We start from the raw sequence: 21,325 nt of genomic DNA on the forward strand, positions 1-21,325 counted from the left end.
AAGGATCGCCCGTGAGCCAAGCTCTGATTGCCGCACTGCAGAACCCGGCCCTCTACCCTCACCCCGTGGAGCAGTTCCAGGTCATCGAAACCCATATTTCCTGGGTGATTCTCACCGGCCCCTTTGCTTACAAAATCAAGAAGCCGGTGAATTTTGGCTTTCTCGACTTCACCGAGTTGAGCGCCCGCGAGCATTTCTGCAAAGAAGAACTGCGCCTCAACCAGCGCCTGACTCAAGGGCTTTATCTGGAAGTGTTGCCGATCAACGGCAGCATCGATGTGCCACAAATCGACGGCAGCGGGCCGGCTATCGAATACGCCCTGAAAATGCGTCAATTCCCGCAAAGTCAGTTGCTCAGCGACGTGCAAGCACGCGGTGAGCTGAGTGAAGCGCACATCGATGGTTTGGCCAAACAGATTGCCGCCTTCCATGCGACAACCCCCGCCGTAGCGGCTAATCACCCGTTGTGTGCGCCCGAGGCGATTGTCGCGCCGATGCGCCAGAACTTCGAACAGATCCGCCCGTTGCTCAGTGATGCGGCTGATCTACGCCAGCTCGAGGCCCTGGAAGCCTGGACCGAAGCCAACTACGCACGCCTGGAGCCGCTGTTGGCCAAGCGGGCAAGTAGCGGTTCAATTCGCGAATGCCACGGTGACATTCACTTGGGCAACGCCACCTTGCTGGACGATCAGGTGGTGCTGTTTGACTGCATCGAATTCAATGAACCTTTCCGCCTGATTGATATCGCCCTGGACGCCGCCTTCCTCGCCATGGACCTGGAAGACCGTGGCCTCAAAGCGCACGCTTGGCGCTTTATCAACGCCTGGCTGGAGCATACGGGCGACTATGCAGCCCTTGAGTTGCTGAATTTCTACAAAGCCTACCGCGCACTGGTGCGGGCCAAGGTTGCGCTATTCAGCCTGGCCCATCAGAGCGATGCCGTGCAGAAGGCCGTAACCCTGCGCCAATACCGCAACTACGCCAACCTGGCGGAAAGCTACAGCGCCATCCCATCTCGGTTTCTGGCGATTACCCACGGTGTTTCCGCCGTTGGTAAAAGCCATGTCGCCATGCGCCTGGTCGAAGCACTCGGTGCCATTCGCCTGCGCTCGGACATTGAGCGTAAACGCCTGTTCGGCGAGCAGAAGGACGCCGATCTCGGCAAACTGAGTGCCGGCATCTACACCGAGGACGCCAGTAGCGCGACCTACCAGCACCTGCACCAGCTGAGCGAGGCTGCGCTGCGCGCCGGCTTCCCGGTAGTGATCGACGCCACCTACCTCAAGCAGGCCCAACGCGAAGCGGCCAGCCAAGTTGCCGAAGCCTACGGTGTGCCGTTTCTGATTCTGGACTGTTGCGCCCCCGACGCAATCATCAGCAGCTGGCTGGAGCTACGCAAGGCTGCTGGCACTGACCCGTCCGACGCCACCATGGAGGTCGTCCGCGCCCAGCAAACCAGTCGCGAGCCGCTCAATGCAGACGAACTACTGCAAAGCGGGCGCGTGAACACCCATGAGAGCGCCAGCCTGGACACTCTAATCGCGCGCATCCGCCAGCACTTTCCGAGCCTGTAACAACTCACAGGGCAACTCAGCCGCGGCGCGAGCAGAGCGCGCCGCGGCTTCTATACTCGTGGTGAGCCCATAAGGAGATGCCCCATGAGCCAGCCCCGACAACTCAACAACCCGCTGTATAGCCTGATTTATAACGAACAAGTCGCCGCCTTCAATGCGCAAAAGCCCAAAGACACAGTCGTCGACCTGAGTGACGGCGATTTTCGCGGTCTCGACCTGCGCGCCTTGGATGCCCAGGGCATCAACTTCAGCAACGCCTACTTTCGCGGGACCGACCTACGCGGCCTCGATATGCGCAACGCCCAACTCGAAGGCGCCAGCCTGGCTCATGCACAGATCTCAGGGGCCTACTTCCCGGCCGCACTGACGGCTGACGAAATTCTTATGTCGGTCAACTTCGGCACCCGCCTACGCTATAACACCCGCTGAGTAACACTGACCCGCGATAGCAATCTCACGTAGTTAGCGCTACTGCGGCAACCAAAACGGCAGCCGCCGTGGGGGGAATACCGAATGGCCGCTACACTTCGTGTAGGAGCGCCAACCTGACTCCACCCGCGCGCCCGCCTAGCAGCGCAAGGAGGCTTAATGAACGATGAGTTGCAACATCTGAAAAACCTCGGCAAAACCTCGGCCCAGTGGTTGCATGCGGTCGGTATCCACAGCGCCAATGACTTGCGTCGGCTAGGCGCAGTTAGTGCCTATCGAGCGGTGCGCGCGCGCGGGTTCAGGGCATCCAAGGTGCTGCTTTACGCGATTGAAGGCGCGTTGCTGGACGTGCACTGGAACGACCTGTCGCCAGGCCACAAGGCCCAACTAAACGGCCAGCTCGAAGAAAGTTCACACAACAACAAGAGTTAGCTCACAACCCCTTAGCCTTTTGATTTACCTGAGGCGCGCTGGCCACTATTGTTTTAGAGGCGTTCGTGCGGTTTAGTATGCCCAGCCAGTTCAAGGAAATTCGCTCATGTATTTACTCGGGGAGCAACCGGCTTACGCCGATCAGCTGATCAACCGACTGCAAAGCATCCCCACCCAATTGCTTGATGGGCTGGCACCTTCTGGGGCACCACAGCAACTGGAGCGGACTGACGACTTGGCCTCGGTGTTGCCAGGTAATCAGCTATTCATCATTGAAAATGGTCTGCTGCATGCCGTAGTCGATGAGCGCCCACTGTTCTATCTGCAAGAGGGTGATCTGGTTGGTCTGCGTCAGGGGCTGGACATGCCCAGCTGCCGTTACAGCAGCGAAGAACAGCTGAGCCTGATCCCCTACTCGCGCAGTGACGTGTTCAAGCATATTTATGCCAGCGAACAGCGCCAGGAACTGTTTATCCAGTACCTGATTGGCCATACCGCCTTACTCTCCGATGCCCTGGCGCGCTTAAAACAACCCGAGATTCGCCCATCCACCGGCTTCCAGCACTTTGCCGCAGGCGAAGAGCTGATTCATCAAGGTGATGCTGCCGACAACGTCTTTATCATCATCGAAGGTCATGCCGAAGCCTATGTCGACGGCCACAAAGTCGGTGACGTACAGAAAGATGAAATCTTCGGTGCTATGGCCGTGTTCACCCGCGAAAGGCGCAGCGCCACCGTACTGGCCAGCGAGCCCTGCACGGTCATGGTGATTCCCAAGGAGCAGTTCCTCAGCCTGATGCAGAGCAACCCACGGATTGCTCACAGCCTGATCGAGAGCATGGCCAAGCGTATCGGCCTGCTAAACAAAGAAGTCACCCAGCTACGCTTACCGGCCGAAGTGTCCTGAAACCCGCTTGCAGCCTTAAGAACCCGACCTTGTGTCGGGTTCTTTGCTTATGCCCCAAGCGCCACATTGAAGGCTGCGCAATAAGTTTGCTTGCGGGCATTGACATGCAAATGAGAATTGATATTATTAGCACAACTGATCGCGAGATCAGCCGATAAGCTTAAGAGCCATTCAGTCGGCCTCTTCAGATTATCTCCTCATCAGGCTAATCACGGTTATTGACCCGGCTCTTGCCGGGTCTTTTTTGGTCTGAACAAAGCCCTGAAGCACAGCCGAGCGTTTAGAAGTCGCTCTGCGCCAGCCATTCCGGCAAGTTGAAGTGGTGGCTCACCCAGGAACTACTGCCGCCGCGAATCGCCAGGAAGTTCATGCCTGCAGTTGCAATAACGGGCAAGCAGGTCGTGGGCATCGGCAGTCTCCGGTAAACCGCAGACTGCCTGCTTTGTCAGAGGAAAATCGGGCTAGGGGCGCAGTTTGGCGCAGTGGTCCTGCTCAGGTTGCGCCGGTGTGTACCATACGTAGTCGGCAGACTCGGCGCTCAACGTACTGCCCACCTCCGCCAAAATCAGCACCTGCGCACCAGCTTCAGCGTGCAGGTCACGCAGGTGCAACGGCACGCCAAGGTCGCGACGCACATGGAACGCCCCCGCAAACAGCAGGCTCGGCTCTGGCGCTGCCAGCAGGGCTTCAGCCATACGCCGATCACGCTGTTGCTGCACCGCAAGCATGGCCGGCAGCTGGCTCTCCGGCAGCAGATTGCAGTGCGACTGGCGAATCTGCACCAGCAGCGCCTCACGCACCGGCTGCGCCGCAGATGCCTGCCCTTGTAGTGGCGGCACCTGGCTATAGATCTGCATGATCTCACGTCGCTCGAGGTTAGCCGCCAGCAGCGGATACGGCTGACGCAGGGCATGCTGCAGCAACGGCCCGTACAACGACCAGGCCCAGCCCGGCTGCCAGGCCAACGCACTGAGTATGTCCGGCGGCGCTTGCCCAGCGGCAATAGCAGCCTGCACCTGATCGACCTTGACCTGCTGATCCGGCGTGAGCATTTCCAGCAACACGCTGCCCTGCGGCCGTTGCGCAGCCAGCGCACGTAATAACCAGAGTTGCAGCGCGTGGTGATCGGGGTTGTCATGCCGCTCACCCACCAGCACCTGAGGTGCTGCGGCCAAACGCTCCAGCAGCTGCGCGGGACTCAGCAACGCCCCCGTACGCAACTCGACAATCTGCCCTAGCTCAGGATGCTGCAAGCCTTCCGGGCTTTGCCAGGCAGGCAACGCGGGCAGCGACGCTTGGCAGGCACTCAATAGCGCCATCACCAGCCATAAGGCAATACGCATAGACACAACCTCAACGGGCAACAATTAACGGGTGACCGCGTTCCGGATGCTGCTGCACCAGCACCTCCAGACCGAACACCGCCTGCAGCGGCTCGGCACGCAATACCTCTTCAGGGCTGCCAAGCGCATGGGGGCGACCGCGCTCTAACAGCAACAGACGGTCGCAGTAACGCGCAGCCAAATTGAGGTCATGGAGGATCACCAGCACCGCAGCGCCCTGTTCAACGAAGGCGCGTGTGGCCTGTAAGGTAGTGTGCTGATGCAGCGGGTCGAGCATCGAGGTCGGCTCATCAAGCAGCAGCATCTGCCCCTCACCGCCCGGCCAAAGCTGCGCCAGCACCCGCGCCAGGTGCACACGCTGACGTTCGCCACCGGACAGCGCCAGATAGCTGCGCCCGGCCAGGTGCAAGGCATCGGCCGCCTCCAGCGCCTGCTTGACGATCTGCTCATCGCGCAGTCGCCCGCTGGCATGGGGTAAACGGCCCATGGCCACCACCTCTTCAACGCGAAAGGCAAAATTCAGCGTCGAGGTTTGCGGCAATACTGCCAGGCGCTGGGCACGCTCGCTGCCCGGCCAGTCCTGCAAGCGCCGCTGATCGAGCCAGACGGTGCCGTGACTCAGCGGCAACTCGCCACACAACGCGCCGAGCAAGGTGCTCTTGCCCGCGCCATTGGGGCCCAACACACCAAGCACCTCGCCAGGGCGCAACTCCAAGTTGATATCCGCCAACACCGTGGATGAGCCGCGCTGTACTGCCAGATTCTCCGCGCGCAGCATCAGGTACGCCCTCGCAGTAATAAATAAAGGAAGAACGGCGCACCAATCAGCGCCGTGACGATACCGATAGGCAGCTCAGCCGGCGCCAACACCAGGCGCGCGGCGAGATCCGCCAACAGCAACAGGCTGGCGCCGGCCAGGGCTGACGCCGGCAATAACAGCCGGTGATCCGGCCCCACCAACAGACGCATCAGGTGGGGCACCACCAGACCGATAAAACCGATCATCCCCGCCGCAGCGACTGCCGCCCCCACACCGAGGGCGGTGCAGAACACCAGCTCGGCCTTGACCCGCTCTACGGCAAAGCCCAGATGACGTGCCTCGGACTCACCCAACAACAGCGCATTTAACGCCCTGGCCCGGCGCGGCAACCACAGCGCCACTGCCGCCGTCACCAGCAGCAGCGGCCACAAGCGACTGTAGCTGGCGCCATTGAGGCTGCCCAGGTTCCAGAACGTCAGGGTGCGCAAGGTGGCGTCATCGGCCAGGTAGGTGAACAAACCAATGGCCGCACCCGCCAACGCCGTCAGCGCGATACCGGCCAGGAGCATGGTCGCCACGTTGGTTTCACCGTCACGCCGACCCAGCCGATAGACCAGCGCGGTCACCCCGAGGCCGCCAATAAAGGCAAACAGCGACAACAGATAAGGCGCAAAAACCTCCGGTATGCCGCCTAATGCGGCACCACCGACAATCGCCACCGCCGCGCCCAATGCGGCACCGCTGGATACGCCGATCAGGCCGGGATCGGCCAGCGGGTTACGAAACAGCCCCTGCATCGCCACCCCGCACAGCGCCAGCACTGCACCGACCAGCAACCCCAGCAAGGTGCGCGGCAGACGGATCTGCCCGAGTATCAGTTCAGCCTGGGCCAGATCGCTCCCCGGCGACGCCAGACCCAGCAGGCGCAGTGCCGCCTTGAGGGTATCGAGCAGTGGCAGACTGACCGGCCCCAGCGCCAGCGACAACCAGAGCGCGAACGCCAACAACAGGCCCAGCGCGATAAACAGTGAGCGTGGTCGAATAACAGGATTCATGGCGTGGGCTTAGCTTCGGCGACCAGGGGGTGGCTGGCAGGATAAAAGGCTGCGGACAAGGCCGCCAGCCTATCTGGTAAACGCGGGCCAAGACCACCGACCAACAACGTTGGATCGAGCATCAGCAAACGTTGATTACGCGCTGCCCGCGTCGCGGCGAGCGCCGGGTTCTGCTGTAACAGCGCCTGGCGCGCAGCATCACCAGCCAAGCGGCGATCCGCAATGATCACCACCTCAGGGTCGAGCGCTAACAGGGCCTCAGTAGACATCGCCTTGTAGCCGTTATGCGCGGCCAGGTTGCGCCCCCCCGCGCGCTCGATCAGCCAGTCAGCCGAGGTGCCGTGCCCGCCCACCATCGGGCTGCCGCCAGCATGTCCAAGCAACAGCAATACACCGGGTGGTGCGTGCTGCCGCTGCACGGCCAGCAACCAGTCGGCCTGCTGTTGCAGGCGTTGCTGATACGCCGCAAAGGCCTGCTCGGCGCGCCGTGGTTCACCCAGCAAGTGGCCGATACGGTGCAAGCTGGCCTGCAGGCTCGGCAAGTCCGCCTTGGCGGCGAGCACTTCCACTTGCACACCTGCACTGCGCAGCTGCGCGAGCACCGGCGGCGGGCCCATTTCCTCGCTGCCTATCAGTACATCAGGGCGCAAGGTCAACATCCCTTCGGCCGCCAGCTGGCGCTGATAACCGATACTCGGCAACCCGCGCAGCGACTGTGGATGCTGACTGGTGCTGTCCACCCCGACCAACCGGTTTTCACCTCCCAGCACCACGATCCACTCGCTGAGCGAGCCACCCGAGCTGACCCAACGTTGCGGCAATGATTCAGCAGCCATCACCGCGGTACACGACAACAGGCTCGCGCACAGGGCGAGTAAAGCGTTAAGGCGTTTCATGCGTGGCCTCTAAAAGAATGCGACTGTCCTGAATACCCTGCTGTTGCAGCAGCGCCATCAGGTCGAGAAATGCCGAGAGCGGCGCCTGACGATCCAGCGCCAGGTCGAGAACGGCAGCGTTATCGGCGGCAAAGGCTGCGTTCAGCTCAGTGCGTAACGCGCTGAAATCCGCCTGCGGCGTGCCGTTAAAGCGCCAACGCCCTTCGGCGGAGAGCTGTATTTGCACGCGCTCAGCGCTGCCGGCACTCGCGCTGGGCAGCGCCTCACGGCTCTGCGGCAGCTGCACGGGCAGCTCCAGCAACGGGGTTTGCGCCGTCAGGAGAAAGAACACCAGCACGATAAAAATCACATCAAGCAACGGCGTCAGGTCTGGCAATAGGTTGCTCTGCGCCGAATTGGCGGCCGGCAAGCGGATCACGACAAGGCCCATTGCGCAGTCCGTGCACTGCTCGGCAGTTCGAGCTCCAGGCCGCCCAAAGCCAACTGGCAGCGATTGAGCAACGCCTGCACGCCCTCTAGGTAGCGCTCGGCCCACAAGGCAAAGCCCTGCCCCGCCGCCAGTGCCGGGATGGCAATCAGCAAGCCCCATACCGTGGTGTACAGCGCCTGCCACAGGCCATCGGCGAGCAACGCCGGGGTGACCGGGCTGTTCTGCTGCGCAATAGAGGCAAACATCTCCAACATGCCCAGCACCGTGCCAAGTAAACCGAGCATGGGGGCCAGCACGCCGAGCAGCTGCAGTAAGCGCAGCTGCTGATTAAGACGCTGGCGCTCCTCCAGCAGCCAGCAACCGAGGAGTTCCTCACGCTGTTCTGGCGGCAAAGCGCTGTGTTTAAGCAACAAGGCCAGGCCATAGCGCCACCCGCGTGCGCGGCCTTTGCAGTGCTCCCGGTCACAGGTGCGGCAGGCACCGACTGCCGCCTGCGCGGCGGCATTGCTCAACGGTTGCAAGCGCATAAAAACGCTGAGCCGCTGCAGAATCAGCGCCAGCGCCAGCAGCGAGCACAGCGCCAGTGGCCAGGCCAACGGCCCCATCGCGCTCCACCACGGGCTCATCTCAGCACTCCAGCGCTGGCGCGCTTTCGGCCAGCGCACGCCAGTCTTCGCGTTCGGCAATGCCTGGCTTGCGCGCGCCAAACAGCTGCAGCACCAACTCGCCATTGGTGTCAAAGGCTTCCCAGCTGGTAATCACCCCGTCAGTGCTGGGCTTGCGTACTCGCCATAGCTCGGTCACACCGGTGGTCTGCAGGTGCAGATTGAATTCGGCATCGAGCACGTTGAACCAGCTGTCCATCCAGCGTAGGTTTTTCACCGGCCCGGAGTGAATCTGGATGCAGTGGCGGTTGCCGACAAACACCATGATTGGCACCTCACGCGCGCCCGCCTGCTCCAGCAGCTTCGGCAACTCGCGCACCTCCAGCGGTTCAGCCCACTCACTCCCGGCCAGACGCAGGGCTTGGGTGCGCGTAGTGCCGTGCTTTTTCAGCAGAGCGAAGAAGTGATGAGTGTCTTTGAGGGTCGACCAGCCCACGCGCAGGGCATTCACATCCACCTGCGCATCGGCCTGCGCCTGCGGCACGTGCAGCAGCGGCAACAGTTCCAGGTCGACACGCTGCTCAGCCATACGCAAGCGCTCCAATAATGGTGCCCAGGCGTTTAGCTGACTGTCATCGGTGAGAAATACCTTGTGCACTGCGGTGCCTTGGCGATCGAACACCTGAATGCTGCGCTGAACGCCTTTGGCCGTTTGCTCCTCGATGGCAAACACGCTGGCCCAACCGCCGAGGAACAAGCGCAAGTCGATGTCGGCCGAAACCACCAAGCCCATCTGCCCGTTCGCAGTCACCGTAACCTCGCGGTAAAAGCCTTTGCGCTCGTGCACGCAATGCTCGTTGCGGGTCAGCGCCATCACATACCCCAGCTCGCCGAGCGCTGGCAGCAACTGCGGCCAATCCGGCTGCAGGCGCACGGTGTCGACACCCAGGCGACTGGCAACCAGTTCGGCTTCGCTGACGGCCAGACGCTCGGCCGCATCGCGAGCACGTAAGCGCGGCTGCTCGCGGCGTAGCACCTGCCAGGCCAGATACAGATCATTAGTGGCGGCAGCGGACTCGACATGTGTGCTCATGGATAACTCCTCGGTGATAAATCAACGGCTCGCCGTTAAGGCGAACTTAATGGGGATCTGCACGCGGCTAGGCACGGCCTGACCGCCTGCTGTTTCAGGGCGAAAATGCCACTGCGCCACGGCCTCAAGCGCGGCGCGATCAAGACTGTCCACCCCTGACGAACGCAGCACGCTCAAGCTGCGCTGCCGGCCGCGCGCATCCAGGCGCACCTCGACCAGCACCACGCCCTGCTGGTTACGCCGCCGCGCCTGGGACGGATAACTCGGCTGGCGTGGCGGCTGGCGAAAGCTCGGCTGGCGACTGAGCACTTCCGCGAGCGGCGGTGCGGCAACCGCCGCGGCGGGCGCGGCGGGCGCGGCGGGCGCGGCGTCAGCCGTCACTGTCGGGCTCACCGCAGGGCTGTTGGGCGCGCGCGCCAGCGCAGACCCAGGCGGAGTCTCAGCCGGCACTGCTATTGCCTGTGGCTTGGCCGTTGGCACCGGCGCTGAAGGCTTCACGGCAAGCGCCTGGCTGACTGCCACCTGGCGCAGCGGTTGTGGTTGCTCAGGCAGCGCGGCCGGGGCGGCTTGCAGCACGGCCGCCAAGCGCAAAACCTGAGGCGCGTCCGCGGTTTGTGCCGCGCTCAACGCGGGTCTTTGCGTTGTGCCATGCAGCCGCGAACCGGCGACATGCACGGCCAGCGACAGCAGCAAAAACAACGAAAAACGCAACATGCAGTGATCCAGCTAAATCAAATTGAATCTATTTGATAACTATTTGCATTTGCGTGTCAATGTCGTTTAGCTTTGCCGCCGATGCCAACCCGGTGGTCAGAGAAACCACCTAAACGCCCTGGAGCACCCCATGCACAGAAGCCCTCCGTTCGCCCGCCGCCCCTGGCTTGCCCTGCTGTTGCTCAGCCCCGCCCTGGCGCTTGCCATGGATAAAGCGCCAAATCAGTTCGATACGGTGACCGTTACAGCCACCCGCACCGAGCAGACCCTCGACCAGGTGCCGAGCAGCGTGTCGGTGCAGACCGAGCGCGACATCGATCAACAGAACATCAAGCACATTAAGGATCTGGTGCGTTACGAACCCGGCGTTTCGGTGGGCGGCAGCGGTGATCGCTTCGGCCTGTCCGGCTTTACCATTCGCGGTATTGGTGGTAACCGCGTGCTGACCCAGGTGGATGGCATCGGTATGCCGGATGCCTTCTCTTTCGGCGGTTTCCTCAACGCCAAACGCAACTACGTCGACCTCGACACCGTCAAGCAGGTGGAAATCATTCGCGGCCCGGCCAGTTCGCTGTACGGCAGCGATGCAATTGGTGGCGCAGTGAGTTTCCTGACCAAGGATGCCAGTGATTATCTGGATGATGGCGACGACGCCTATGCGCGCCTGAAAACCGGCTATGACGGCAGTGATGACAGCTGGCAGCGCAGCGCCACCTTCGCCGCGCGCCTAGGCCAGATCGACGGCTTGCTGCACCTGGGCCGGCGTAACGGCCAGGCCACAGAGACCCACGGTGGGCGGAGCGGTATCGGCGCAACCCGCGAACAGGCCAACCCGCTGGACTACCGCACCGACAACCTGCTGAGCAAATTCGGCTGGGATTACAGCGACACTGCTCGCCTACAGATGACCTACGAGCGCTATCAGGACGACAGCGATACCCGCGTGCTGAGCAACTACAGCAACACCGCGACCATTCGCCGCCAGGACGCCGAAGACCGGGTGGATCGTGAGCGCCTCTCCCTCGCCCACAGCCAACAACTCGACACGCTGCTGGTCGACCAGATCCACAGCCAGCTCAGCTATCAGGACAGCCAGACCCGCCAGCAAACCTTCGAAGACCGCGTGGTCGGCGGGCAGCCGCGCTACCGTACACGTGACTCGCACTACGAAGAACAGCTCTGGGCCTTCAACAGCAAACTGGACAAGGCCTTCAGCATCGGCCGCACGCAGCATGCACTGGTCTACGGCCTGGACCTCAAGCACCTGAAGAATGCCGACCTGCGCGAAGGTGGCGAAACCCAGTTAAGCAGCGGGGTGACCACTCCAGTACTGCCAACCAGCGACTTCCCTGACCCGACCACCAAGGAATATGCCCTGTTCGTGCAGGACAGTATCAGTATCGGCCGCTGGACCCTGCTGCCAGGCCTGCGCTACGACCGCTACGCAATGCAACCGCACGCCACCCAGAAGTACCTCAACAGCCAGGCCACTGAGCGCAACCCGAGTGACTTCACTGATTCGGCGCTGTCGCCCAAGTTTGGCGTGACCTACCAACTCGACCCTGCGCATAGCGTCTACGGCCAGTACGCCGCTGGTTTCCGTGCGCCGCAGGCTATCGAGATATTCGGCGAGTTCACCAACCCAGGGATGTACCGCACCCTGGCCAATACCAACCTCAAGGCGGAAACCAGCGACAGCTTTGAACTGGGCCTGCGCGGCCAGTACGCCATCGGCAGCTTTGGCGCGGCGCTGTTCTACAACCAGTACGACGACTTTATCGAGCAAGTCAGCCGGGCCTCCAGCGTGCAGGGCTTTCCGTTCGGCGAGTTCCAGTACGTTAACCGCGACCGCGTGACCATTCGTGGTGCGGAAGCCAAAGGCGAGCTGTTCCTCGACCAACTGGGCCTGCCCGCCGGCTGGAAAGTCCGCGGCAGCGTGGCCTATGCCCGCGGCAAGGATGAAGGCACAGGCCAGCCGCTCAACACTATCGACCCGCTTAAGGGCGTGTTCGGTCTGGGTTACAGCGAGCCCAGCGGCAGCTTTGGCGGCGAGTTGAGCTGGACCCTGGTGGCGGCGAAAACCCGCGTCGATACCCGTCAAACCGCCAACCATGCGCAGACCTCGGGTTATGGCGTGCTCGACTTGAATGGCTGGTGGCAGATGAGCGACAACTTCGCGGTGAATGCCGGTCTGTTCAACCTGACCGATAAACAGTACTGGCAATGGGGCGACGTCCGCGGCCTGACGGAAAACAGCCCGAGCATGGGCCGTTTCAGCCAGCCTGGGCGCCATGTGGCGGTCAATCTGGTCTGGGAAATCTAACCGCTGCGCACTGCCAGCGGTGCGCAGCCGAGCGCCACTGGGCGCATGCAGGCGCTCGGCTCTTCCACTTCCAGGCCAGGCCGGCATAATGCCGGCCTGTCGTGGAGATCCCTATGTTGCGTTTATGTGCACCGGATGAGTTGGCCGAAGGCCAGAGCCGGGGCTTTGAAATAGCTGAAGAGAAGCTGTTTGCCGTGCGCAAGGACGGCCAGTTGTATGCCTATCGCAATCGCTGCCCGCACCGCGGCATCCCCCTGGAGTGGCAGCCGGACCAGTTTCTCGATGCCAGTGCCAGCCTGATCCAGTGCGCCACCCACGGCGCGCTGTTTTTGATCGAATCCGGCGAATGCGTCGCTGGCCCCTGCGCCGGGCAATCGCTTCAAGAGCTTGCAACTCGCGAAGATGACCAGGGCATCTGGGTCGATCTGCCTGGATAAACCTTTGCAGGATGAATCGAGCCGCGCAGGTTGAGTGCAGCGATACCGATCAATCAGCCGCTGCATCAAACCGACTGTCATGGGTATCGCAGGCCAACCCATCCTACGAGCCTTGGTGGCGTGCAGAGACGCTAGAGCCCGGCCGCGTACAGGCGCTGCGCGTGCTCGACAAACAACTTCACCGGCTCAGCGCCTTTGCCGACCAGGCCGAAGGTCTGGTTGATGATGTCGAAATGGTCCATGGGGTACTGATCGCCGATCACCGTACCGAGGTGCGAGCTGTAACGCCCGACCATGCCATCGCACTGCCCAGTTTCACGCACAAAGGTGCGGGCAAATAACCGACAGGCGACATTCGGCCCATCGAAACGGTTGCCGCCTTTATTGGTGATGCCGGGTTGCAAGGTGCCGGACCAGGAGTAGTAGCGCACGCCATTGACCTCGGCCGCGCCCTCTCCGCCCCAAACCTCAGGCAAGCCTTGCGGGTACCGCACGTTGAAAGCAGCCACACCTTCCTGCGTTAACGACTGCTGCGCCGCGCTGACATCCATCGGCAGCGGCGCGCCTTTATAGCCGCGCTCCAGCCAGGCCATGCAACGCGCTACGCCACGCAGCAAGGCGCTCAACAAGCGTTCACGCAGGCTGCCATGTGGCGCTTTACCGGTCAGATAATCCGCCAGCTCAGAGCCATGATTAGGCCCGGCCACCGAGGTCACGGACGCCACCCACTCAGGCTTCAGCGCTGCGGCATAACGCGCAGTCAGTGCGCCCTGACTGTGACCAAGCAGATGAACCTTTTGCGCACCGGTTTGCTGCAACACCTCGGCAATACGCAACAGCAACTGCTCACCGCGCACCTCGGTGGAATTCACCGAAGACACCAGCACCGGGAACACCGTCGCCCCATGCCGGCGCAATGCGCTGACAATGCCGTACCAGTAGGGATAACCGAGCAGGCTGACAAAGCCGAGCAAACCTGGCACCAGAACCAGGGGATAACGGGGTGCAGTAGAAGTCGCCATTGCAAACCATCCTTGTGTTTTACCGCGAGAAAGAACGTACTGAACCACAAAGCATGCCCATGCCGTTCATATAACCGACTGAGTGACGAGTCGGGTGCCATCCAGGCCTACGGTATGGCGTTACCCGCCAACCGGCATAGTGCCGGCTGGTGGGTTGCGGTAGATCCAGATCCGCTTGAGCACTGTGGTGAACTGCCGCCACAAGCTACCGCTGTTGTAGACCTGACCATAACGCGCGGCGATCTCGCGCACCTCCAGCGCCAGCGCGGCATAGCGCCGAGCCGGCAGATCGGGAAACAGGTGGTGTTCAATCTGGTGGCTGAGGTTACCGGTGAGGATATGCAGCAGCGGCCCGCCGTTAAGGTTGCTGGAGCCGCGTAACTGGCGCAGGTACCAATGGCCACGGCTTTCGCCGACCACCGACTCCTTGCTAAACACCGCGGCTTTTTCCGTGAAGTGGCCACAGAAGATCACCGTGAAGGTCCACAGGTTACGCAGCAGGTTGGCCACCGCATTGCCGGCCAGCACCGCCAGAGCATTGGCGCCGAACAGCATGGCGAGCAGCGGGAAGAACAGGTAATCCTTACCCCACTGGCGGAGGATTTTGCCGTTGAACTGGCGGATCAGCGGGCGCACTTCGGCTTTGCTCAGCTTGCCTTTATAAACCTTGTCCAGACGCAGGTGCTGGACTGCCACCGAGTACTGGAACAGCACGGCCTGCAGCGTCACCCACAACGGCTGCCAGCGGTAGAACGGCTTCCAGCGCTGCTCGGGAAACAGCCGCACCACGCCATAACCGACGTCATCGTCCATGCCCAGCACGTTGGTCCAGGTGTGGTGCACATGGTTATGGGTGTGCCGCCAGAAATCACCGGGGCCGGCGATATCCCACTCATAGCTACGCCCGCAGAGTTCGGGGTCATTCATCCAGTCGTACTGGCCGTGCATGACGTTATGGCCCAGCTCCATGTTCTCCAGAATCTTGCCCAGCCCCAGCAGCGCAGTGCCCAGCAGCCAGGTCGGCGGCAACCAACCGAACATCAGCAAGCCTCGCCCGCTCCAGCAACAGAACCGCACCGCCGCGCGAATACGGCGGATATAACGCGCATCCACCTCGCCGAGGTCGGCCAGGGTGCGCTGACGCAATGCATCCAGCTCTTGGCCGAACGCCTCCAGTTCAGCCGCGCTCAGTTCACGGTCAGTGCGCATGGGCATCTCCTGTTAAAGATCAAGTTCGACATCGCCATGCGGCGCGCTGATACACAGGCGAATCGGCTGTCCCGGCTCACTGAACAAGGTACCGCTGCGCATATCACGCACCGTGCCGCTGACCAAGGTGCAGGTACAGCTGGCGCAAATGCCCTGGCGGCAACCATGGGCCGGTTGCAAGCCATGCGCCTCGGCCTGCGCCAATAAGCTGCGCTGATTGTCGGCAAGCGCCTGCTACTGGCTACGGGCAAAGCGCAGGCTGACCTGACGCAAGCCGACATCCGCGATCAATGCCGGCGGGGTAAAGGCCTCAACCTGCAACAGTCCGGACTGCCCGGCCCCTTGCCACCACTGTTGCACCTGGCCGACAAACCCTGCCGGACCACAGGCCAGCACGTGCTGTGGGGCCAGTTGCAGCAATGCAGCCACATGCTCGGCGGTAAAACGCCCAACCAACTCGCCGGGCTCGGCATGGCCTGCCGTCAGCGAGCAGCGCACCTGCAGGTTGCTGTACTGCGCCTGCAGCGCCTGCAACTCGGCGACAAAAGCCCGCTGGCCCTGCTCACGCACGTAATGCAGCAACGTCACCGGGGCGCTAAAACCCTGTGCCAGGGCGACGCGCAGCAGCCCCAGCAGCGGCGTGATGCCACTGCCTGCGGCCAGCAACAGCACGCCCTGCGCCGGAGCAGGCCAGTACAACTCGCCATATACCGGCCCCAATTCCAGCACGTCACCCACCGCCAACTGCTGCAGCAGATAAGGCGAAACCCGGCCACCGGCCTGCTGCTTGATGGCGATTTGCAGGCTGCCGTGCGCCTGCAACGCCGTCAGGCTATAGCTGCGGCACAGGCGCACCCCATCACGTTCGAGATACAGCTGCACATGCTGGCCAGGCTTGGCTCCACGCCAGTTGCCGTTGGCACGCAAGGTCAGTTCGAGCATGTCGTCGCCCACCCATTGGCGCTGGGTGACTTGGGCAAATACCCGATTCAGCCGCAGCGCCGGATGCAGCAGCGCCAGCCCGGCGTCGACATCGCTTTCACGCAAGCAACCCTGGGCGACCAGCACGCGCAGCGGATACAGCAGGCCTGCGAGCCCACGCACCCAGGCAAAAGGAAGAAGGGCCAACACAACACTCCAGTGAACAATTGTGCACTAGATTGGCAGAGCGCCACCACTCGGTCAACACTCGTACACTCAAATGACTTCGAGACCACAGTTCGACGTAGAGGAAGGCCATTTGATAGAGTGCTGGGCTGATTTCGCCATGCCGAGCCATGCACGCTTGAAACCACTACAACCGCGCGCCGAACAAAAACTGCAAACCCGCCACGCCCTCATGGACGCGGCGCGCAGTCTGATGGACAGTGGTCGCGGCTTTGGCAGCTTGAGCTTGCGTGAAGTCGCACGCAGCGCCGGCATCGTGCCGACCGGTTTCTACCGGCATTTCGATGACATGGACGCCCTGGGCCTGGCACTCGTCGCCGAAGTGGGCGAAACCTTCCGCGAAACCATTCGCCAAGTCCGTCACCACGAGTTTGAAGTGGGCGGGGTGATCGACGCCTCGGTGCGCATCTTCCTCGACGCCGTGGCGGCTAACCGCTCGCAGTTCCTGTTTCTTGCCCGCGAGCAATACGGCGGCTCACTTTTGGTTCGCCAGGCTATCGGCGCACTGCGCGAGCGCATCAGCGCCGACCTAGTCGCTGATCTCGCCACCATGCCGAGGCTGCAGCATTTCGATGCCCCGGCGCAGAACGTGATTGCCGATCTGGTGGTGAAAACCGTGTTCGCCACCCTGCCCGAGCTGATCGACCCGCCCGCCGCCACCTTGCCGATGCATGCCTCCCCCGAGGTCAAGATGATCGAGCAGCTGCGCTTTATCTTTATCGGGGCCAAACACTGGCAGGGGTTGGGGCAGACAACCCGCTAACGCGCACCAAAACAACTCACCCACACCCGCCACGCACCAAATCAGCCCGAGGCAACGCACGGAAAACTTGCACCTAATAGACGCAAAGCCTAGTTGCGCCTGGGCTCAACACGGATTGGCAAGCCCCTTGCTCTGTAACCGGTATTGACCTGCCGGAAACTGCCCCATGTTGGTGATCCACCGCCGTATTGACGCCCAGCCGCACTGCGATGCCGAACTTGAATTAAGTTTTGAAGCCCGCAGCAAAAGCCGCCTGCGCTGCTTCAGCCGCGCTGGCGAAGACGTCGGCCTGTTCCTTGAGCGCGGCCAGCCTGCCCTGCACGATGGTGAATGCCTGCAGGCTGAAGATGGCCGCATCGTGCGGGTCATCGCCCGTGCCGAGCCACTGCTGCACGTCACCTGCGCCAATCCGTTCGAGCTGATGCGCGCCGCTTATCACCTGGGTAACCGCCACGTCGCGTTGCAACTCGGCGATGGCTGGCTGCGTTTGCCGGACGACTATGTGCTCAAGGCCATGCTGGAGCAGCTCGGCGCAACGGTGACGAACGTCGAAGCGCCCTATCAACCCGAACAAGGCGCCTATGGCGGCGGCCATCACCATTCGCATGCCGGCGATGCCGAGTTCAGCTATGCGCCGCGCCTGCATCAGTTCGGTGCACGCAAGTGAACGAAATGACTCTGAACGCCAGCGAGCGCAGCCGAGTCGAGCTTACAGCTGCACGTGAGCAGTCCGAGCCGCCGTGCAACACAGTATCGTCAAGCGCAGCCAGTTCAGTGTCATTTCGTAGCGCCTGGCAGCTGCTTAGGTTAGCCAGCCCACAATTACCGATTGGCGGCTACAGCTATTCCCAGGGCCTGGAAATGGCCGTCGAACAGGGCCTGGTGAATAACGCCGAGAGCGCCCAGCACTGGATCGCCGATCAGCTGCTGCTCAACCTGGCCCGCTTCGAGGCGCCGCTGCTGCGCGCCCATTGCCACGCCGCAGCCAGCGAGGACTGGGCGCAATTGCGCCAGCTCGCCGAGCAACAACGCGCCAGCCGCGAAACCCGCGAGCTGCGCCTGGAAAGTCGGCAGATGGGCTATTCCCTGCAACAGCTGCTCAGCGGCCTACCGGAACTGGACGAGCCGGCGCAGCAACTGTTTAGCGAACTCGACGAACCCGGCCTGGCCGTTGGTTGGGCGCTGGCCGCCCGCGCCTGGCAGATCAGCGCCGATGATGCTCTGGCCGCCTGGCTCTGGGGCTGGCTGGAAAACCAGCTGGCGGTGCTGATGAAGACCTTGCCGCTGGGCCAACAAGCCGCGCAACGCCTGACTTCAAAACTGCTGCCATTACTGGAACAGGCCCAGCGCCAGGCCAGTGAACTGCAACCGCAGCACTGGGGCAGCGCTGCCTTTGGCCTGAGCCTGGCGAGCATGGCGCACGAGCGCCAATACAGCCGTTTATTCCGTTCTTGATGATAAGGAAGACTTAAAGATGAACAGCCAACCCCTGCGCATCGGCATCGGCGGCCCGGTCGGTTCCGGCAAAACCGCGCTGACCCTGGCCCTGTGCCTGGCCCTGCGCGAGCGCTACAACCTAGCGGTGGTGACCAACGACATCTACACCCAGGAAGACGCGCAGTTTCTGGTGCGCAACGAGGCCCTGGCGCCAGAACGAATCATTGGCGTGGAAACCGGCGGCTGCCCGCACACGGCGATCCGCGAAGACGCCTCGATCAACCTGGAAGCGGTCGACCAACTCAACCGGCGCTTCCCAGGCCTGGACCTGATCATCGTCGAATCCGGCGGCGACAACCTCTCGGCGACCTTTAGCCCGGAGCTGTCAGACCTGACCATTTACGTGATTGACGTATCGGCCGGCGACAAGCTGCCACGCAAGGGCGGCCCGGGCATCTGCAAGTCCGACTTGCTGGTGATCAACAAGGTCGACCTGGCGCCACTGGTCGGCGCCTCGCTGGAAGTGATGGAGCGCGACACGCTGAAGATGCGCGGCGAAAAACCGTTCGTATTTAGCAACCAGAAGATTGGTCAGGGTCTGCAGCAGATCATCGCCTTTATCGAACAACACGGCATGCTCAGCGCCGCCTGAAACGCCCAACATTCAGTCAAGGAGACACCTCATGCACCTGCGCCAACCGCTCGCTGTCATCGCCCTACTGCTCAGCCCCGCCATGGCCTTCGCCCATCCGGGGCACGACCACGCCGGGCTAATGGCAGGCTTGGCACACCCGCTACTCGGCCTCGATCACCTGCTGGCGATGCTCGCCGTCGGCCTGTGGGCCGCGCAGCAAGCCGGCGTTGCACGTTGGGCGCTGCCGCTGTGCTTTGTCGCCAGCATGCTGGTGGGTGGCCTGCTGGGCTTTAACGGTCTGCAAGTCCCGCTGCTGGAAACCGGCATCGCCGCCTCGGTATTGGCCTTCGGCCTGCTGGTGGCCGTGGCCATTCGCCTACCGACGCTGGCTGCCATCGTCCTGACCGCCGTATTTGCCCTGACCCACGGTGTCGCCCATGGCCTGGAGCTGCCTGCGCAGGCCAGCCCATGGGGCTATGCCGCAGGCTTTGCCGTGGCCACCGCCACTCTGCACGCCAGTGGCTACGCGCTGGTACGCCTGCTGCCGCAGGCCGCCGCGCCGCTCGTGCGCTGGCTGGGCGCTGCCTCAGCAGTGACCGGCGCCTGGTTGCTGACGGGTTAAGCCCAGGGCGAGGTGAACGGCACTGCCGTTCGCCTGTGACGCCTGACTGCAACGCGCGCAAGGCTGATGCATTTCACCCCTCGCTCAGCCGCCATGGCTTTGTCATAGTCGGTGCGTATTACCACCCCTACCTGACTGCCCTGGATGCTGACCATGCTGCGCGTCGCTCGCTTTCTAACTGCTCCCCTCCTGCTGCTGGCCATCGCCCTCGGCGTGCTGGCCCTGACCAGCAAACCGGCCCAACCGACAGCCGTGCTGAGTCGCTTTGCCGAGCAACCGCTGGTCATCGCGGCGGCAAGGGCCTGTGGCCGGAGAACAGCCTGTTTGCCTTCCAGCGCGCCAGCGCCCTGGGCGTCGACATGCTGGAGATGGACCTGCAGCTGTCCAGTGACGGCGAGTTGGTGGTGATTCACGACCGCACCCTGGAACGCACCACCGATGGCGACGGCGCAGTTGCCGCGCTCAGCCTGGCGCAATTACAGGCACTGGATGCCGGTTATAACTGGAGCGCCGACGGTGGCCAGAGTTATCCCTACCGTGGCCAGGGCATCCGTATCCCGAGTTTTGCCGAAGTGCTCGACAAGTTGCCGGATGCACCCAAGGTGATTGAAATCAAGGTGCCGGATGTCGGCATCGAAGTCCTGCTGTGTGACGCCCTGCAAGCGCACCAGCAACAGGACCAAGTCATAGTTGCCAGCATCTATGAACGCAGCCTGCAACTGTTTCGCGAACAGTGCCCTGGGGTAGCCACCTCCGCCGGGCCGGGTTCGGTGCGTTTGCTGGTGGCGCTCAACTGGCTGGGCCTGGGCAGCCTGCTGTCGCCCTCCTATCAGGCGCTGCAAATACCCGAAACGCACGACGGACTGCTAGTCGCCAGCCCAAGCCTGCTCAAGGCCGCCGCGCAACGCGGGTTGAACGTGCAACTGTGGACCATTAACGAACAGCCAGACATGCGTCGCCTGCTCGACCTGGGCGTCCACGCGCTGATCACCGACTACCCAGACCGTGCCCTGCAGGTGCTGGGGCGCTCGACCCGAATCAGCGCCCTGGAAAACTAAGCACCTGTACACAGCCACCCTACGTCAGCCCTGCTGCGCTAAAGCAGATTCGGCGCACAGCCTGCTGTACAAAAAACAACCTACACCCTTGAGGCCACGCCCACTGTGGCCTCAAGACAAGCGTGCGCAGCTTATCCACAGATCGCTCCACAGTAACTTGGGATAAGTTATCCACCGCAGATTTTATCCACCTCGAAATTCCCGCAAAAAACACGATTATTGCTTGACTCAGCCTGCTTGAAATGACGTTTAAACCCACATTTACAGACTGATCAAAAAACAATCAATACTCGCAGAGACAGGCACAGCAAGGGCTACAAGCAGACATACCATAGTTATCAACAGCTCTACGCACAGCAGCCATGGACAACTTCTGCACTACCCCATCGCAACCTGAATAACCAGCCTAATTTGC

The 21,325-nt window shown here is 62.1% G+C and carries 22 protein-coding genes and 2 pseudogenes; 12 read left to right on the forward strand and 12 right to left on the reverse strand.

Annotation, left to right across the window (positions count from 1 at the left end; genetic code table 11):
* The first annotated feature begins 11 nt into the window (after nt 1-11).
* The 4 genes from Q0V31_RS01020 to Q0V31_RS01035 all read left to right on the forward strand — a co-directional run bounded on the left by Q0V31_RS01020 (nt 12) and on the right by Q0V31_RS01035 (nt 3,342).
* A complete protein-coding gene (locus Q0V31_RS01020; RefSeq protein ID WP_298183227.1) occupies nt 12-1,574 on the forward strand; it encodes a bifunctional aminoglycoside phosphotransferase/ATP-binding protein in 1,563 nt (520 codons plus the stop codon).
* A gap of 84 nt (nt 1,575-1,658) precedes the next feature.
* Nucleotides 1,659-2,003 carry a pentapeptide repeat-containing protein gene (locus Q0V31_RS01025; protein WP_298183230.1) on the forward strand — a complete coding sequence of 115 codons (345 nt, stop codon included), beginning with the start codon at nt 1,659-1,661 and terminating at the stop codon, nt 2,001-2,003.
* A gap of 159 nt (nt 2,004-2,162) precedes the next feature.
* Nucleotides 2,163-2,435: a TfoX/Sxy family protein gene (locus Q0V31_RS01030; protein ID WP_298183233.1), complete on the forward strand. Its 273-nt coding sequence runs from the start codon at nt 2,163-2,165 to the stop codon at nt 2,433-2,435.
* Nucleotides 2,436-2,541: 106 nt separating this feature from the next.
* Nucleotides 2,542-3,342, forward strand: coding sequence for a cyclic nucleotide-binding domain-containing protein (locus Q0V31_RS01035; RefSeq protein WP_298183235.1), 801 nt, complete (start codon nt 2,542-2,544; stop codon nt 3,340-3,342).
* 280 nt (nt 3,343-3,622) lie between these two features.
* On the opposite strand, the gene Q0V31_RS01040 is transcribed toward Q0V31_RS01035, so the two are convergent.
* From Q0V31_RS01040 to Q0V31_RS01080, 9 genes are read right to left on the reverse strand one after another with little or no spacing between them, the layout of a single operon-like run.
* Nucleotides 3,623-3,751 (reverse strand): hypothetical protein, encoded by a 129-nt coding sequence (locus Q0V31_RS01040; RefSeq protein ID WP_298183239.1) that lies wholly within the window; start codon nt 3,749-3,751, stop codon nt 3,623-3,625.
* Between the two features lie 52 nt (nt 3,752-3,803).
* On the reverse strand, nt 3,804-4,685 hold the full coding sequence (locus Q0V31_RS01045) for a ChaN family lipoprotein (RefSeq protein ID WP_298183241.1): 882 nt from the start codon (nt 4,683-4,685) through the stop codon (nt 3,804-3,806).
* A gap of 10 nt (nt 4,686-4,695) precedes the next feature.
* Nucleotides 4,696-5,463 (reverse strand): heme ABC transporter ATP-binding protein, encoded by a 768-nt coding sequence (locus tag Q0V31_RS01050; protein ID WP_298183246.1) that lies wholly within the window; start codon nt 5,461-5,463, stop codon nt 4,696-4,698.
* Complete coding sequence (locus tag Q0V31_RS01055) at nt 5,463-6,500, reverse strand: iron chelate uptake ABC transporter family permease subunit (RefSeq protein ID WP_298183254.1); 1,038 nt, start codon at nt 6,498-6,500, stop codon at nt 5,463-5,465. Before Q0V31_RS01055 ends, Q0V31_RS01050 begins: the two co-directional genes overlap by 1 nt.
* Complete coding sequence (locus Q0V31_RS01060) at nt 6,497-7,396, reverse strand: ABC transporter substrate-binding protein (RefSeq protein ID WP_298183257.1); 900 nt, start codon at nt 7,394-7,396, stop codon at nt 6,497-6,499. The genes Q0V31_RS01055 and Q0V31_RS01060 overlap by 4 nt, the downstream gene beginning before the upstream one ends.
* The gene (locus Q0V31_RS01065) at nt 7,383-7,826 is read right to left on the reverse strand and encodes a biopolymer transporter ExbD (RefSeq protein WP_298183260.1); all 444 of its coding nucleotides are present in this window, start codon (nt 7,824-7,826) and stop codon (nt 7,383-7,385) included. The genes Q0V31_RS01060 and Q0V31_RS01065 overlap by 14 nt, the downstream gene beginning before the upstream one ends.
* A complete protein-coding gene (locus Q0V31_RS01070; protein WP_298183262.1) occupies nt 7,811-8,452 on the reverse strand; it encodes a MotA/TolQ/ExbB proton channel family protein in 642 nt (213 codons plus the stop codon). The genes Q0V31_RS01065 and Q0V31_RS01070 overlap by 16 nt, the downstream gene beginning before the upstream one ends.
* A gap of 1 nt (nt 8,453) precedes the next feature.
* The gene (locus Q0V31_RS01075) at nt 8,454-9,524 is read right to left on the reverse strand and encodes a ChuX/HutX family heme-like substrate-binding protein (RefSeq protein ID WP_298183274.1); all 1,071 of its coding nucleotides are present in this window, start codon (nt 9,522-9,524) and stop codon (nt 8,454-8,456) included.
* A 21-nt stretch (nt 9,525-9,545) separates the two neighbouring features.
* Nucleotides 9,546-10,238: an energy transducer TonB gene (locus Q0V31_RS01080; protein ID WP_298183277.1), complete on the reverse strand. Its 693-nt coding sequence runs from the start codon at nt 10,236-10,238 to the stop codon at nt 9,546-9,548.
* 130 nt (nt 10,239-10,368) lie between these two features.
* On the opposite strand from Q0V31_RS01080, the gene Q0V31_RS01085 reads away from it, so the two are divergent.
* Nucleotides 10,369-12,561, forward strand: a complete 2,193-nt coding sequence (locus tag Q0V31_RS01085) for a TonB-dependent hemoglobin/transferrin/lactoferrin family receptor (RefSeq protein ID WP_298183280.1) — start codon at nt 10,369-10,371, stop codon at nt 12,559-12,561.
* A 113-nt stretch (nt 12,562-12,674) separates the two neighbouring features.
* Nucleotides 12,675-12,998, forward strand: coding sequence for a Rieske (2Fe-2S) protein (locus tag Q0V31_RS01090; RefSeq protein ID WP_298183294.1), 324 nt, complete (start codon nt 12,675-12,677; stop codon nt 12,996-12,998).
* 131 nt (nt 12,999-13,129) lie between these two features.
* Here Q0V31_RS01090 and Q0V31_RS01095 read toward each other — a convergent pair whose 3' ends face one another.
* From Q0V31_RS01095 to Q0V31_RS01105, 3 genes and pseudogenes are all read right to left on the reverse strand, one after another.
* Complete coding sequence (locus tag Q0V31_RS01095; protein WP_298183306.1) at nt 13,130-14,020, reverse strand: triacylglycerol lipase; 891 nt, start codon at nt 14,018-14,020, stop codon at nt 13,130-13,132.
* Nucleotides 14,021-14,140: 120 nt separating this feature from the next.
* Nucleotides 14,141-15,235 (reverse strand): fatty acid desaturase, encoded by a 1,095-nt coding sequence (locus tag Q0V31_RS01100; protein ID WP_298183311.1) that lies wholly within the window; start codon nt 15,233-15,235, stop codon nt 14,141-14,143.
* 6 nt (nt 15,236-15,241) lie between these two features.
* A pseudogene (locus Q0V31_RS01105) lies at nt 15,242-16,357 on the reverse strand (ferredoxin reductase).
* Nucleotides 16,358-16,496: 139 nt separating this feature from the next.
* Between Q0V31_RS01105 and Q0V31_RS01110 the strand changes: the two are divergent.
* The 6 genes and pseudogenes from Q0V31_RS01110 to Q0V31_RS01135 all read left to right on the forward strand — a co-directional run bounded on the left by Q0V31_RS01110 (nt 16,497) and on the right by Q0V31_RS01135 (nt 20,910).
* Nucleotides 16,497-17,159, forward strand: coding sequence for a TetR family transcriptional regulator (locus Q0V31_RS01110; RefSeq protein ID WP_298190851.1), 663 nt, complete (start codon nt 16,497-16,499; stop codon nt 17,157-17,159).
* A gap of 166 nt (nt 17,160-17,325) precedes the next feature.
* Nucleotides 17,326-17,826 (forward strand): urease accessory protein UreE, encoded by a 501-nt coding sequence (ureE, locus tag Q0V31_RS01115; RefSeq protein WP_298183325.1) that lies wholly within the window; start codon nt 17,326-17,328, stop codon nt 17,824-17,826.
* Between the two features lie 5 nt (nt 17,827-17,831).
* Nucleotides 17,832-18,614 carry an urease accessory protein UreF gene (locus Q0V31_RS01120; RefSeq protein ID WP_298183329.1) on the forward strand — a complete coding sequence of 261 codons (783 nt, stop codon included), beginning with the start codon at nt 17,832-17,834 and terminating at the stop codon, nt 18,612-18,614.
* Nucleotides 18,615-18,633: 19 nt separating this feature from the next.
* Nucleotides 18,634-19,248, forward strand: a complete 615-nt coding sequence (ureG, locus tag Q0V31_RS01125) for an urease accessory protein UreG (protein WP_298183332.1) — start codon at nt 18,634-18,636, stop codon at nt 19,246-19,248.
* Nucleotides 19,249-19,279: 31 nt separating this feature from the next.
* Nucleotides 19,280-19,852 carry a HupE/UreJ family protein gene (locus tag Q0V31_RS01130; protein WP_298183341.1) on the forward strand — a complete coding sequence of 191 codons (573 nt, stop codon included), beginning with the start codon at nt 19,280-19,282 and terminating at the stop codon, nt 19,850-19,852.
* 153 nt (nt 19,853-20,005) lie between these two features.
* A pseudogene (locus tag Q0V31_RS01135) lies at nt 20,006-20,910 on the forward strand (glycerophosphodiester phosphodiesterase).
* The last annotated feature ends 415 nt before the right edge of the window (nt 20,911-21,325 follow it).

It is taken from the genome of uncultured Pseudomonas sp. (assembly GCF_943846705.1).
Taxonomy (GTDB): Bacteria; Pseudomonadota; Gammaproteobacteria; order Pseudomonadales; family Pseudomonadaceae; genus Aquipseudomonas.

Bases quoted from the DNA above. Each gene is read 5' to 3' on its own strand.
- Q0V31_RS01090 (WP_298183294.1), top strand. From the start codon at position 12,675: ATGTTGCGTTTATGTGCACCGGATGAGTTGGCCGAAGGCCAGAGCCGG.
- Q0V31_RS01045 (WP_298183241.1), bottom strand. From the start codon at position 4,685: ATGCGTATTGCCTTATGGCTGGTGATGGCGCTATTGAGTGCCTGCCAA.
- Q0V31_RS01040 (WP_298183239.1), bottom strand. From the start codon at position 3,751: ATGCCCACGACCTGCTTGCCCGTTATTGCAACTGCAGGCATGAACTTC.
- Q0V31_RS01025 (WP_298183230.1), top strand. From the start codon at position 1,659: ATGAGCCAGCCCCGACAACTCAACAACCCGCTGTATAGCCTGATTTAT.
- Q0V31_RS01075 (WP_298183274.1), bottom strand. From the start codon at position 9,524: ATGAGCACACATGTCGAGTCCGCTGCCGCCACTAATGATCTGTATCTG.
- Q0V31_RS01065 (WP_298183260.1), bottom strand. From the start codon at position 7,826: ATGGGCCTTGTCGTGATCCGCTTGCCGGCCGCCAATTCGGCGCAGAGC.
- Q0V31_RS01070 (WP_298183262.1), bottom strand. From the start codon at position 8,452: ATGAGCCCGTGGTGGAGCGCGATGGGGCCGTTGGCCTGGCCACTGGCG.
- Q0V31_RS01035 (WP_298183235.1), top strand. From the start codon at position 2,542: ATGTATTTACTCGGGGAGCAACCGGCTTACGCCGATCAGCTGATCAAC.
- Q0V31_RS01080 (WP_298183277.1), bottom strand. From the start codon at position 10,238: ATGTTGCGTTTTTCGTTGTTTTTGCTGCTGTCGCTGGCCGTGCATGTC.
- ureE (WP_298183325.1), top strand. From the start codon at position 17,326: ATGTTGGTGATCCACCGCCGTATTGACGCCCAGCCGCACTGCGATGCC.
- Q0V31_RS01100 (WP_298183311.1), bottom strand. From the start codon at position 15,235: ATGCCCATGCGCACTGACCGTGAACTGAGCGCGGCTGAACTGGAGGCG.
- Q0V31_RS01055 (WP_298183254.1), bottom strand. From the start codon at position 6,500: ATGAATCCTGTTATTCGACCACGCTCACTGTTTATCGCGCTGGGCCTG.
- Q0V31_RS01130 (WP_298183341.1), top strand. From the start codon at position 19,280: ATGCACCTGCGCCAACCGCTCGCTGTCATCGCCCTACTGCTCAGCCCC.
- Q0V31_RS01060 (WP_298183257.1), bottom strand. From the start codon at position 7,396: ATGAAACGCCTTAACGCTTTACTCGCCCTGTGCGCGAGCCTGTTGTCG.
- Q0V31_RS01120 (WP_298183329.1), top strand. From the start codon at position 17,832: ATGACTCTGAACGCCAGCGAGCGCAGCCGAGTCGAGCTTACAGCTGCA.
- Q0V31_RS01095 (WP_298183306.1), bottom strand. From the start codon at position 14,020: ATGGCGACTTCTACTGCACCCCGTTATCCCCTGGTTCTGGTGCCAGGT.
- Q0V31_RS01030 (WP_298183233.1), top strand. From the start codon at position 2,163: ATGAACGATGAGTTGCAACATCTGAAAAACCTCGGCAAAACCTCGGCC.
- Q0V31_RS01050 (WP_298183246.1), bottom strand. From the start codon at position 5,463: ATGCTGCGCGCGGAGAATCTGGCAGTACAGCGCGGCTCATCCACGGTG.
- Q0V31_RS01110 (WP_298190851.1), top strand. From the start codon at position 16,497: ATGCCGAGCCATGCACGCTTGAAACCACTACAACCGCGCGCCGAACAA.
- ureG (WP_298183332.1), top strand. From the start codon at position 18,634: ATGAACAGCCAACCCCTGCGCATCGGCATCGGCGGCCCGGTCGGTTCC.
- Q0V31_RS01085 (WP_298183280.1), top strand. From the start codon at position 10,369: ATGCACAGAAGCCCTCCGTTCGCCCGCCGCCCCTGGCTTGCCCTGCTG.